The organism is Bacteroides sp. f07 (genome assembly GCF_042854785.1).
Classification (GTDB): domain Bacteria; phylum Bacteroidota; class Bacteroidia; order Bacteroidales; family Bacteroidaceae; genus Bacteroides.
In genome coordinates this window covers 27,911-41,242 of record NZ_BAABXI010000003.1, presented here as the reverse complement: position 1 = coordinate 41,242, position 13,332 = coordinate 27,911, and the positions used below count along the sequence as shown (strand labels likewise).

General features: G+C 38.4%; 8 protein-coding genes. All 8 read left to right on the top strand.

Translation table 11 applies throughout. The annotated features are described in order from the left end of the window. Nucleotides 1-1,437: 1,437 nt before the first annotated feature. The gene (locus tag ACGHVY_RS19960; RefSeq protein ID WP_390601057.1) at nucleotides 1,438-2,022 is read left to right on the top strand and encodes a hypothetical protein; all 585 of its coding nucleotides are present in this window, start codon (nucleotides 1,438-1,440) and stop codon (nucleotides 2,020-2,022) included. Nucleotides 2,023-2,173: 151 nt separating this feature from the next. Next, the gene (locus ACGHVY_RS19955) at nucleotides 2,174-2,611 is read left to right on the top strand and encodes a copper resistance protein NlpE (RefSeq protein WP_390601056.1); all 438 of its coding nucleotides are present in this window, start codon (nucleotides 2,174-2,176) and stop codon (nucleotides 2,609-2,611) included. Continuing rightward, nucleotides 2,611-4,014: a hypothetical protein gene (locus ACGHVY_RS19950; RefSeq protein WP_390601054.1), complete on the top strand. Its 1,404-nt coding sequence runs from the start codon at nucleotides 2,611-2,613 to the stop codon at nucleotides 4,012-4,014. Before ACGHVY_RS19955 ends, ACGHVY_RS19950 begins: the two co-directional genes overlap by 1 nt. Before the next feature lie 114 nt (nucleotides 4,015-4,128). Next, on the top strand, nucleotides 4,129-6,318 hold the full coding sequence (locus ACGHVY_RS19945) for a TonB-dependent receptor family protein (protein WP_390602055.1): 2,190 nt from the start codon (nucleotides 4,129-4,131) through the stop codon (nucleotides 6,316-6,318). Between the two features lie 37 nt (nucleotides 6,319-6,355). Then, complete coding sequence (locus tag ACGHVY_RS19940) at nucleotides 6,356-9,733, top strand: SusC/RagA family TonB-linked outer membrane protein (protein WP_390601051.1); 3,378 nt, start codon at nucleotides 6,356-6,358, stop codon at nucleotides 9,731-9,733. Nucleotides 9,734-9,743: 10 nt separating this feature from the next. Next, nucleotides 9,744-11,249 carry a RagB/SusD family nutrient uptake outer membrane protein gene (locus ACGHVY_RS19935; RefSeq protein WP_390601049.1) on the top strand — a complete coding sequence of 502 codons (1,506 nt, stop codon included), beginning with the start codon at nucleotides 9,744-9,746 and terminating at the stop codon, nucleotides 11,247-11,249. Between the two features lie 40 nt (nucleotides 11,250-11,289). Next, nucleotides 11,290-12,285 carry a putative zinc-binding metallopeptidase gene (locus ACGHVY_RS19930; protein ID WP_390601046.1) on the top strand — a complete coding sequence of 332 codons (996 nt, stop codon included), beginning with the start codon at nucleotides 11,290-11,292 and terminating at the stop codon, nucleotides 12,283-12,285. Between the two features lie 11 nt (nucleotides 12,286-12,296). Then, a complete protein-coding gene (locus ACGHVY_RS19925) occupies nucleotides 12,297-13,325 on the top strand; it encodes a DUF4302 domain-containing protein (RefSeq protein WP_390601043.1) in 1,029 nt (342 codons plus the stop codon). The last annotated feature ends 7 nt before the right edge of the window (nucleotides 13,326-13,332 follow it).

The following is a 13,332-nucleotide window of genomic DNA, read 5'->3' as shown; positions in this document are numbered from 1 at the left end:
AAGAAGAACCGATAAAGCGATATTTTGCCCACACACCACCACACACACACATATATATGACGACTTTTTTAGTTAATATACTGTGACTTAGTGTTTTTATGGCTAGAATAAAAATATGCTTGGGTGAAGTGATTGTATGTCGTTAAATGTTTTTATAATAAATATAGCAATCGAGAAGAGTAATGTTAAAATAGATTAAACAGTTTTCTAAAAAATAAGCATTATATATTTAGAGAAGTAGCCAATTTAAGTAACATTATGTTTTTAGTATATCTGACCGATGCAATTCAGGATCAGATAGCAGTTTATCTTTTTTTATTAAATTATAACGAAGTATGTTTATTGCGGGATATTGTTAAAATGAAAGGTACTGATTGCATGATAAAGATACAAAAGAAACCAAACCTTGGTTAAGTCGTTTTTACTGAATTTGATATATCTAGAAAAAAAAGTTAAAGTTTCTTGACGAGTAAATTAAGTCATCTCCATGCTCTGTTCACTTTCTTAGATGTGGTCCAACAAATGCATTTGAGATCCTCTCCTTGGGACTGTAAAAGTGATTTTTCTCCCAAAGGTAAAATAGCCTTGAAGTCCTATACTAACTTTCCAAATTCACAATTGATTGGGCATTTAAATAGTAACATTCATAGCTGGTTGTTTTGTGAGGTGTAGATTGCTCTTTTTTTCATCCACTAACTAATTTTAAAATCGTAAGTACGATTCGTCAGGAGTTAGCGTATTCTATATTGGCTCCCTCTTACCTATTTATCTCTTGCTGTTTAATAAATCTTGTGTTACAGCAGATTCGTTGAGTATGACTTGAACATACGTTTTAGTCATCCACAATTATAGCATGAGTAATAGCACGTTCAGCCTGTAAAAAGAATATTCCGTTTGTTGGGTAAAATACTTTTTGAATTAGTTATCATCTTTTGAGATTTTCATAAAATAAGTTAAAAAATGTGTGAAGTTTTCACTCTAAAATAGCTTATTCACTAATGAAGAATAATATTATGGGGAGTATATGGTATTCGTGAGATATCATGAGAAGAATCTTTTTCAAATACTGTTAGGTACGCTGTAATAGTCGGTACTATAATAGTGTGTCAGTATGATTATGAGGATTGACAATATAATCAAAATTAGCAATGTGAAACATTGTATTTTTTTAGATCTGATATTGGAATAATATTGGTTTCTTAATGTTTCTCGAGTAGGTGTTAAATTGATGTGAGATAAAATAATATCTCACTGTTTTAAATAGCTGTTTATTAGATGTATATAAATAGATGTGTTAGAATTCTAAAATTGTTTTATAATTCAAATGCAATTTTGGCTTGTTATCTTTGCGGAGAAGAAAAAGAGTGGGAGGAATCTTACTTTTTTTGTTTATGAGTGCTCATTGATATTTTTTTTATTAACTTAATTTTTTTAGAAATGAAAACTAAACCTTTTTTTAAATTGATGACATTAATGATTTGTTGCTTAACTTCTTATGTATTGGTATCATGTGATAAGGATGATGATAAACCTAACTTAAAGATCAGACCTAATAGGGTGGAAGTTGTAGTTGGTAAAACGGTTACTGTGTCTGTTAGTGGTGGTACTGCACCATATACGGCGACATCAAGTGATGCAAAAATTGCAGTTGCGAAATCAAATAAAAATGCGATTGTGATTACTGGTGTAAAAGATGGTTCAGCAATGATAACTATTACAGACCGGAAGGGAATTACAGGAAAAGTTGCTGTAACTGTAAGAACTGTAAAAGAGACCCCAAACCCCCAAAAAGGACTGGATTTTGATAAACAGTCTATTACAGTGAATGTTGGAAAAGATGGTATAGTAACAGTTAAAGGTGGTGTACAGCCATATTCTGCCGTTGCGAAAGATGTCAATATTGCTACGGTATCAGTCAAGGAAAATAAAGTCAACATAAGAGGAGTTAAGGCAGGAACAACTACTATTACAGTTACAGATAAGGATAAGAAAACGGGAACTATCAATGTGACGGTTAAATAATTTTCTTTTTTTTCTAATTTTATTGTAATGCATAGCGAGTGAGACGAAGATCATTTCGTTATATGCCGCTATGCATTTACAATAAGTCTTTGTATATAATGATCTTGCGAGCTATAATTAACCTCAAAATATATGTTGAATATTTTAAATTATGAAATTGATTAAATTGTATTTATTGGTAGCAGCCATGATAATAGTAATATCAGGCTGTATTGGAACTGGAAAAAAATATAAACAATCGGAAAATAGTGCTGCCAGCGTAGTGGATAGCAGAAATAAAGATTATTATGGCACCTATGAAGGCATATTGCCTTGTGCCGATTGTGGTGGTATCAAAACGACATTGAAAATTAATAGTGATGCAACTTATGATTTGCGGAGTGAGTATCTGGGTGAGAAGAATGGTATTTTTGAAGAAAGCGGTGTGTATAATATGATAGGCGAAAACATCATTGAACTGGTTACTCCTTCATCGGGTGCTAAAACGTATTATAAAGTTCTCGGCGACGCAGTAGTTTTGTCTGACAGTACGGAAATCTTCAACAATAGCGGGCGGCTCGCAGAACAATATATATTGAAAAGACAGTAATGTTTATGTGGAATAGGACATGTGAATTGTTCAAGATAAAAAGTTTCAATATGAAGAAAGGATTATTATTTCTTGTCTGTATAGTGTTATTAGTTGCTTGTGGTGAGAACGATCCAATTGAATCCCGGAATCTACATCCCAGGCAACAGGAAGAATCTCATAGCGAACAATCCGGTTCAGTTCCCGCTGTGACTAAAGAGGATGTTGCAGCTTATTTTAGATTTGATATGTCTAGAGATATAAATGTTGCGTTAGGACTTGTTGAAGCACAGAAAGAGACGCTGCAAATAAACGGGAAAATGATAAAAATAACGGAGGCTGTAGTGAAAAGAAAAGATTATCAAAATGGCTCATTTGTGCTATATGTTACAGGCACGGTAAATGATTCACCTTTTAAGAATGAATTTACTTTTACCGGCTTTATGAGTAAACCTGACGATTATCAAATGGTTAATGGTGCACAAGCTGAGTGGAAAACAAATGCTGACTATTATGCAAAGCTTGATTTTGATAGCTTTTACAGATTACATAAAGTGGATATGTTTACAACTGAAAATTTAGGTCGGTTAGTAGACTTTTATTCTATAAATGTAGGGGGAGAAAAATATCTTTTTACTCCGGAAGATCTTGAGAAGACGATTCTTGAAGATATAAAATATGAGCAAAATCAGATTTCTTTCTATCTTAGGTACAATAATAGTAGGTCTAAAAAAAGAATATCACTTCTGTTTGACAAGAATAAATATTATGAAAGAAAGGTTACTGTAAATACAGATTTTATAAAACAGAAGTATATGAGGGGGATATATGAATATACATCTCTATTTAATGGTCACATTTTTTCATATGATGAAAGTGCGTATGCTGTGGAAATCAGTACAACTCTGAAAGAAAAAAGCGACACAGACAATATGCTTACACTACGTTTAAGCATGTATGCGAAGGGTAATGGTGACTTGTTGCTTGCAGAATTTGATAAAATATTCACCGGCTTTAAGCCCTTAAGTGAATTGAAGAATGAGTTGATAGCCTACTCAACACCAGATTTGCATGAGTTTGTGAGAAACAAACTTAAAAATAGTAATTATGGTGATGTGAAAAATAAGTTTTCAAGTTCTATAGATAGATGGATACAGTATGTGGAATTTGTAATTAAGGATCATGATTCATTGCAGTGGGAAAAGAATAAATGGAGCAAGAACGTCTTGAATGGTATCTTTTCTTCTGTAAAGGATATATATTTGGATAATGTAAGATTTGAACTTATCTCCGCCCAATTAAGGGAGATTGATGGAAAGCGTTTCTTGTATATTGTTTTTCAAATGATTGGTGCTAATGATTTGGTATTGACGAGTGACGCTATTCTTTTTAATATGTCCATACACATACCCTCTTCGTTATAAAATGATTTGTGACAAATTGATCCGGTCCAATATTGTGTTTATATTTAAATTGAAATTCACAATGATATCTAAGACAAAAATATTCCTTTTTTTTTTCTTGTAAGAGTCTTATTTATTAATGCACAACAATTAGAAAAAAAAGAGGAAGTAAGAAATGATTCCGTTTACCAGCTTCAGGAGGTAGTAGTAGCCTCTCGGCAAATATTAGGGAGTAAATTCCAGGCAAGAAACAGAACGGGATCGGCATATTATATTTCACCCGAAGAAATACGTAAATTTGGATATACCGACATCAACCGTATGTTGAAAGCCATTCCAGGAGTAAACATGTATGAAGAAGACGGTTTCGGATTGCGACCTAATATCAGCTTACGCGGAACAAAAGCTGAACGGAGCGAACGAATTTCTATCATGGAAGATGGCATATTAGCAGCTCCGGCCCCTTATTCTGCTCCTGCAGCTTACTACTTTCCCAATGCTGCTCGCATGGAAGCCGTCGAAGTGCTGAAAGGAAGCAGTCAGGTTCAATACGGTCCGTTTACCACTGGGGGGGCTATTAACATGGTATCGACTCCTATACCTAATTCTTTTTCCGGTAAGGCTAATTTGTCTTATGGAAGCAAAAACACGTTTAAATCGCATACATACATTGGAAATATGTGGAAGCACTTTGGATTTCTGGTGGAATATCTGCGTTATCAGTCGGGTGGGTTTAAAAAATATGAAGACCATTCTATCAAAGGTTTCATCAGAGATGACTTTATAACCAAAGTAATGGTGAAAACCGATAAAGGCATGGGAGTAAACCATGCGCTCGAATTGAAATTTGGATATGCGGATGAGAATTCGGATGAAACATATGTGGGGCTTTCCGAAGATGATTTCAAGAAAACCCCTTTCTTTCGTTATGCAGGTTCGCAGATGGATGAAATGAAAACTAGTCATCAACAATGGGTGGCTACTTATCTACTTAACTTTTCTAATAAGCTGAAAGTAACCACTAATGCATATTATAACCGTTTCCATCGTAACTGGTACAAATTGAATGACATACGGGCGGGAATTACTTCTGAAGAGAAAAGATCTATTGCAGATGTGCTCATTGATCCGGAAACAAACATCCGCTATTTCAATATTTTGACGGGAAAAACAGATAGTGAGGGTGAAGCTTTGCTGGTAAGGGCTAACAATAGAACGTATCGTGCCAGAGGAATACAAACCAAAGTGGAATCTCGGTTCAATATGAATGAATTTTTCTTCGATGTGGAGTTCGGCCTGCGTTATCACCATGATGAGGAAGATCGTTTCCAATGGGATGACTCTTACTCTATTAAAAGTAAAAAAATGGTGTTGTTCATGAAAGGTATTCATGGAACGAATGCCAATCGCATCACTTCAGCTGATGCATTAGCAAGCTATCTGCTCGTCAAATTAAGATATAATTCCTGGGTCGTAACTGCCGGATTGCGTTACGAAGACATCAACCTGCTGAAAAAAGACTATACAAAAGCAGACTTGGGACGTACGGGCAAAGTACGCGTTGAAACACCGAACCATGTGCGTGTCTGGATTCCCGGTATCGGGGCAAATTATCAGATTGTTTCAGGAGTGTCGCTCTTTTGGGGAGTACACAAAGGATTTGCACCACCGAGTGCGGAACTGTATCAGAAACCTGAAAGCAGTGTGAATATCGAATTGGGAATGCGTATTGCTACTGCTGACTTCAAAATGGAGCTGATCGGTTTTTATAATAACTACAGCAATATGCTCGGAAGTGACCTTGCTGCTTCGGGCGGATTGGGAACACTCGAACAATTTAATGTAGGTGAAGCCCGCGTAAAAGGCATGGAGCTTCTTATACAATACCAACCTTTGCCAAAAGCTTGGAAGGTGCGTCTTCCCTTGCAACTATCATATACCTATACTGACACGGAAATGAAAAATTCGTTCTCAAGCCATTCATGGGGTAATGTAATGGAAGGAGATGAGATTCCCTACATTTTTAAACATGCTTTAAATGTGCAAACGGGAATAGAACACAAATGGTTTGATGCCAACATAGGAGTGCGTTACAATGGTGACATGCGTACTTCTCCTGGCCAAGGAACAATTGCGGAAAGAGAGAAAATACCGGCACACCTCGTATTGGACGCATCCGCCAACATATACATAAACAAGTTTCTGACAGTAAAGGTGAACGCAGTCAACCTGACCAATAAAGTTTATCTCACTTCCCGGCATCCGGCAGGATTAAGAGCAGGGCATCCATTTGGTATCTATGCAGGTGCTAACGTCCGGTTCTGAACTATTCATCATAATAAAAATATAGTAAGATAAGACAATGAATATATTATCGGTTATAAAATTAGTAATCGGCATACTGTTGATGGCAATTTTCTCTCAGGCTTGTCCGGCACAGGAATTAATAGAAATAAATGGCACAATACGCTCTGTTAGTGGGGAGCCTTTGCCAGGGGCCACTGTCATTGTAGTAGGTATGGCAAAGGGAGCCATTGCAGATATCAACGGACGGTTTACGCTCAAAGCTCAAAAAGGACAAATGTTGGAAGTGAGCTTTGTAGGTATGAAAAGCCGGAAAGTGAAAATAGTGTCCAAGATTATGAATATAACGCTCCTGGATAATGCACATGAGATAGAAGGAGTGGTTGTTACCGGCTACCAAAACATCAAGAACAGGGTATTTATAGGGGCAGCCGCTTCCGTCAAATTGGACGATATCAAATTGGGCGGTGTGGCAGATGTGTCACGCATGCTTGAGGGGCGTGTAGCAGGGCTCTCTATACAGAATGTGACGGGTAGCTTCGGCTCGGCTCCCCGTATCAATATACGTGGTGGAGCTTCCATTATGGGAAATGTACAGCCCTTGTGGGTGATTGATGGAGCAGTATATGAAGATCTCGTTTCGCTCACACTTGACCAATTGGCTTCGGGTGATGCTGTAACCCTTATCAGTTCAGCCGTTGCCGGACTGAATGCCTCGGACATTGAGGATATACAAGTGTTGAAAGATGCTTCGGCTACATCTATTTATGGAGCCAGAGCACTAAATGGAGTGATTGTAATCACTACCCGCTCAGGTAAAAGAGGCATGGCTAACAGGTTCTCTTACTCATACGAGTTAAGTATGCGTGCCATCCCTTCTTATACGGATTTTGACCTGCTCAATTCGCAAGAAAGCATGTCTGTTTATCAAGAGATGAACAGAAAGGGGTATTTTTCTGTGCAAAATACACTATATGGTCGCCGGAGCGGTGTTTTTTACCAAATGTATAAAGCACTCGGCACTATTGATCCAGCTACCGGACGATATTATCTGGAAAATACGGATGAGGCTAAACGTGCGTTCATGCGTGAAAGGGAGTATGCTAACACCAACTGGTTCAAGGAATTGTTTACATATAAACCAATTCATACACATACCGTAACTTTCTCCGGAGGAGGAGAACATTCTACCATGTATGTTTCCTTAGGTTTCTATAATGACAGGGGATGGACACTTGCCGATAATGTAAAACGCATTACGATCAATGTTAAAAATTCTTTCTATTGGAATGAAGACAAGATGAAGGCTACCATATCTGTACAAGGAAATTTGCGTAACCAAAACTCTCCAGGTACACTTTCGCAAAAAAAGAATATGGTAACCGGAACATTTGAACGCGATTTTGACATCAATCCTTTTTCTTATGCTTTGGGAACGAGCCGTACTTTGCGTCCTCGAAATATCAACGGTGAACTGGAGTATTATCGTAACAATTGGGCACCGTTCAATATCTTAAACGAATTTAAAAACAATTATATGAAAATCGAAGTACTTGATTTTAAATTACAGGGTGAACTTTCATATAGATTGAATGATAATATTGAAGCGAAGGGATTGGCTTCCGTACGTCATGCAGTTACTAAAAATTCACATTTTATCACTGAACGTTCAAATGTGATACAAGCTTTCCGTGCCAATGAAACTCCTTATGTGGCACAAGAGAATATTTATTTATTGAAAAATAGAGACAATCTCTTACAATTGCCGCAAGTAGCGTTGACTCACGGAGGTATGTTCAATAAAACCGAAACTTCTCTGCGAAGCTATATGGCGCGCTTTGCACTGGATTATCATAAACAAATGGGAAAACACGACATACGTGCTTTCGGATTTTCCGAAGTGCGCTATGCTGATCGCAGTATCAATCCTTTCCAAGGTTATGGGATACAGTACGATAGAGGGAATCAGGTATTTACCAATTCTTCAATTTTCGATAAGCTTGCTAATGAAGGGAATACTTACTTTTCACTTACCGAACATTATGAAAGGGGGGGGACATTCTCTGCCAGTACTACTTACGGATATGCAGGAAAATATATTTTTAATGGGGTATTCAACTATGAAGGCTCGAACATGGCAGGTAAATATAGCCGTTCCCGTTGGTTGCCTACCTGGAATATCGGGGCAAAATGGAATATGGATCAAGAGAAGTTCATGAAAGGCTATCCTGCTGTCTCCAAGCTTGCGTTGCGTGTCAGTTATGGGTTGACAGCCAAAATGAATGAACAGGCGATTAATTCCACAACGGTGTTCAAGCATCTTATCGTCAACCGCACACAACTCAAAGACCGGGAGAATGCATTGCGTATCCTGCACCTTGAGAATCGTGACCTGACTTGGGAGAAAATGTATGAATTGAATCTCGGTCTAGAACTCGGATTGTTCAGTAACCGTGTTAGTGCCACATTCGATGTCTATCAGCGAAACTCTTTTGATCTGATAGACCGTGTTCGTACATCCGGTGTAGGTGGACAGTACTATAAATATGCCAATTTCGGAGATATGCGTACACGAGGGGTGGAACTGGCATTACAAACCCAAAATATCGTAATCGATAACTTTAATTGGACCACTGCCTTCACCATTAGTGGTATGAAGCAGAAAATTATCCGTTTGTTGAATACGCCAAACACCTTTGATATGGTTGCTGGAACCGGACGCGGTAATATTGTCGGTTTCCCGCGCGGTTCTCTGTTTTCTTTTAATTTCCGAGGACTTAATAACAACGGTTTGCCTACCTTCGACTTCGGACTTTATCCTACTAACCGGGGGAGAAATAGTGAAATTTCAGGAGCGGACTTTCTGGATGTACAGTACTCGAAATCGTATCTCATTTACCATGGTCCTATTGAGCCTACTTACATAGGAGGAATTTCTAACACGTTCAAATATAAAAATTGGGAGCTTTCGTTTTTTATTACTATGCAGGGAGGTCATAAAATAAGATTAAATCCGACATTTGATCCGGCATTTGCTGATTTAAACGTATTCTCTAAGGAGTATTATAATCGTTGGTTGAATCCGCGAGATGAGTGGAAAACAAATATTCCTGTTATTCCTTCTCAAGATTTAATACGGAATGTCGGGAAAGAAAACATTGAAAAGGCTTACAATACTTATAATTATTCTCAGAATAGAGTGGCAGATGGAAGTTTTGTGCGTATGAAAAATATCTCATTGGGATATCGTTTGCCCCAGAAACTTCTTTCCAAGCTAAATATCAAGCAAATGAGTGTAAAGGCAAATGTTACCAATCCGTTTTTGATCTATTCGGACAAGAAATTGAAGGGACAAGATCCTGAGTTTTACAAATCCGGAGGAGTTGCATTGCCTACTCCCAAACAATATACGATGACACTTTATGTTGAATTTTAATCGGACTAAAATGAAAAAAACAATCTATTTAAGTATCATACTTCTGTTATTTACGGCATGCCAAGACTATCTGGAAACAAATCCCGACTCTACGCTTGATGCGAAGATAGACAGTGAGGAAAAAATAGCAGAGTTGCTTACCGGTGCTTATCCTGAGGCCAGTTACTTCGCCTTCTTGGAAACACGTACCGACAACGTAGGTGAGCGGGTGAATGGCATCCATTCACGGTTGAACGAAGCCATGTATTATTGGGAAGACTACGATCAGGAGGATTTGGACACTCCGCTGAATTATTGGAACGCATGCTACGCAGGTATTTCACAAGCCAACCATGCATTGGAGCTTCTGAGCAAATATCCTAAAAGTGACCGTGTTAAAGCTTTATATGGTGAAGCTTTTTTATTACGTGCTTATTTACATTTTATGGTGGTCAACATCTGGGCGGAGCCGTACGGTACATCCAAGTCAGAGACTGCACCCGGCATACCTTACCTGACAAAGCCTGAAAAGAACGCATTGGTGGACTACAAGCGCGGAACCGTAAAGGAAGTATACGATAAGATTGAGAAAGACTTGAAACTTGGCATTTCATTGGTAGACGACAGTTATTATAGTAAACCTAAATTCCACTTCAATAAAAAAGCCGCCTACGCTTTCGCTTCTCGCTTTTACCTGTTTAAAGGAGAATGGGAACTTGTTATTGCTTATTCAAACTATGTACTTGGTCCGGATCCCAAACTCATTCTCCGAAACTGGAGGCAATACGGCAAAAAAAAATACTTCAATCGCAAGTCTCTCTATACTCTCTACGCAAGTACGGAGGAGCCCGCCAATCTACTACTCTCCACGACAGAATCGAGAATTTTTCGTAACATTCCTACGGAAAAGTACGGAGTGACAAATAAAAGCGCAAACAAAGTGTATAACCAGCATGGAGTAGACGGATGTGCCAATTTTCGGAAAGTGTACATGGAGCCAATGTTCCTTTTTAACTATAACGATGGACGCATAGGCGACGGACAATATATCGGCAAATTCGACGAGCTTTCGTTATCGGGTTATACTGGAATACGTCCGAAGGGGCTGTATGTCACTAATGTTTTATTCTCCACCGATGAGGTTATGCTCAACCGTATGGAGGCATATGCCATGGCCGGAGAATACGACAAATCCATAAATGATTTGCTTATCTATCTTTCTGCCAAATTCGGAATAACTCCTTCTTGCGTTCGTCGGGACTACACGCAAACAAGCAGCGACAATTACCAGATTTATACTCCTTTTTATGGAATGAGTATCAAGCAATTGGCAATGGTAAAAAACATTTTAGGATTCAGGCAGCAGGAATTCATCCACGAAGGATTGAGGTGGTTCGACATCCGTCGTTTTTATATATCGGTAAAACGTACATCGAAATATAAATTCTATAAGCGGTTGGAAAAGGAAGATCCGAGAAAGCTCTTGCAAATTCCGGCTGAAGCTATCAATCGTGGATTAGAACCTAATCCACGATGAATATATTGGAAAATATAATGAACAGAGAATAATTAGAGACATGAAAACAATAAGCAAAAGAATGAGATTTAAATACTTTATCGGGCGGAGTCTATGTCTGTTTGCCGCATGCCTGCTATTAGCGGGCTGTGAGCAGGAAGCTGCTTTATCCAGCCAAAGCGTAGTAGATTTAGGGACTGTACAACGTAGTAAAACAGAACTCGACGAGTGGATATTGAATACATTTACACATCCTTACGGTATCGAAATCGAATATCGTTGGAATAAAAACGTGGCACAGAACGGAAGCTATACCTATCCGCCGGAAGCCGCTAATGTAAAAAGTATACTGGAAACTATTAAAGCGTTATGGATTGACCTTTATACAGCTTCAGATCTTGGAGGAGAGGCGTTTTTTCTGAAGAAAAATCCTATTAAGATTTGTATGTATGGGGGGGGGGATATAGACGGTAATGGCGTGAAACTTTTAGGAAATAAGGATGCGACAACCAATGAAATGTTCTTGTATGATGTAAATGACTTTGACCCGAAGGATGAGGAAAAAGTGTTTATCTTGATGAGAAGCGTACATCACCAATTTGCAAAACGTTTGATGGAACTATTTCCTTACGATAGAAATAAGTTTCTGACCATCAGCAGGAGCAGATACATTGAATCAACTAAACTCATTGCAGATATCTTCAAAGGAAAAACACAAGGGTACAGGCTGTTTTCTCTTTCATCTTATGCCAACAAAAGAGGTTTTTTAACTTTCCATTCCTTCCTCTCAGCTGAAGATGATTTCGCTGAAATTATCAGTGCCAAGCTTACGCATACCCCTAAAGAGGTACTTAAAGCTCTGGCAAAAGCCAAAGAACCTGATTATGACCCAGATCCGGAAGTTCAGAAAACTTATGATGAAGAGGCACGCCAAGCATACAAAGAACTGACAGAGAAAGAAGCATTTGTAGAAGATTACTTTATCAAAGAAATAAAGATATCTCTCGATTATCTCCAAACGATAAGCATCAAGCAATTAAAAGCATATACGAAATAAAGATAAAAAGTATGAAAATAGGATTCCAACTACTTATTCTGATAGCGGTTTGCTTCTCCTGCAAGGATGAGAATATCTTCGATTTGTCTCCCTCCGAACGGAGTGCAAAACATATCAGCGAACTAAGGAAGGAACTTGTAGAGGCACCCTATGGGTGGTGTGTCATCTACTTTCCTAAAACAGACTCGCTACTGTTTACAAACGTAAATGAGCAGATAACCCAGTCCGAATATCGAAACAAATACGGATATGGCGGACATTGTTTTTTAATGAAGTTCGTGGATAACGGAATGGTAGAGATCATAGCCGACTATGACGAGCGGAGCCGGACAGATAGCCGGATAAGTGAATTTGAAGTAAGTCAGAATACATTCACTCAACTGAGCTTCACCACTTACAACTACCTGCACAGTCTTGTGAATAACCAATTTGCCGCCTCTTCCGATTTTCTTTATACAGGCAAAGACGTCGATGGCAATCTCGTCTTTCGAACAGCTTCATACATAGAACCGGCTCGCGAGTATATTGTCTTTACAAAACTGAAAAGCGAAAACAGTTGGGTGGAAGATATGTATAAAGCCTACGAAAATAACCGGTTTTTCCAAAAAATGAAGAATCCGCAACTGATAATCAGAAAAGCAGACCGGATATATTTCTGTAGCGATATGCAAACCAGGGTCATTGTTGACGACAGAGATGAAAGCTCGAAGAAAAGGAAAGAACAAGAAGCATATCAACGTTATCATTTGTTTCTTTTTGCCAAAGACCCCTATGCGCCTCACGGATGGCCCAAAGAGGTAGTAGGACTGGGAACCGGATATGTAGGTACATCTGAAGGGTTAACTTTCAGACCCGGCATACAGTACAGCAAAAACTATGTGTTCTACGATTTCCAAAGAGAAGGAAACAGGTTTGTTTGCGAACTCGTAAAAGTGTTTGACCCCTATAGTAGGACTGAGCGCTGGTTAAGCAAACATCTTGCTCCTGGTGGAGAGACAACCGGAGTTATAGCTGAAATCTGGGATAAATCAGAACATTAAAAAATAA

Coding starts and splice junctions, on each gene's coding strand:
- ACGHVY_RS19960 (WP_390601057.1), top strand. CDS start 1,438: ATGAAAACTAAACCTTTTTTTAAATTGATGACATTAATGATTTGTTGC.
- ACGHVY_RS19955 (WP_390601056.1), top strand. CDS start 2,174: ATGAAATTGATTAAATTGTATTTATTGGTAGCAGCCATGATAATAGTA.
- ACGHVY_RS19950 (WP_390601054.1), top strand. CDS start 2,611: ATGTTTATGTGGAATAGGACATGTGAATTGTTCAAGATAAAAAGTTTC.
- ACGHVY_RS19940 (WP_390601051.1), top strand. CDS start 6,356: ATGAATATATTATCGGTTATAAAATTAGTAATCGGCATACTGTTGATG.
- ACGHVY_RS19935 (WP_390601049.1), top strand. CDS start 9,744: ATGAAAAAAACAATCTATTTAAGTATCATACTTCTGTTATTTACGGCA.
- ACGHVY_RS19930 (WP_390601046.1), top strand. CDS start 11,290: ATGAAAACAATAAGCAAAAGAATGAGATTTAAATACTTTATCGGGCGG.
- ACGHVY_RS19925 (WP_390601043.1), top strand. CDS start 12,297: ATGAAAATAGGATTCCAACTACTTATTCTGATAGCGGTTTGCTTCTCC.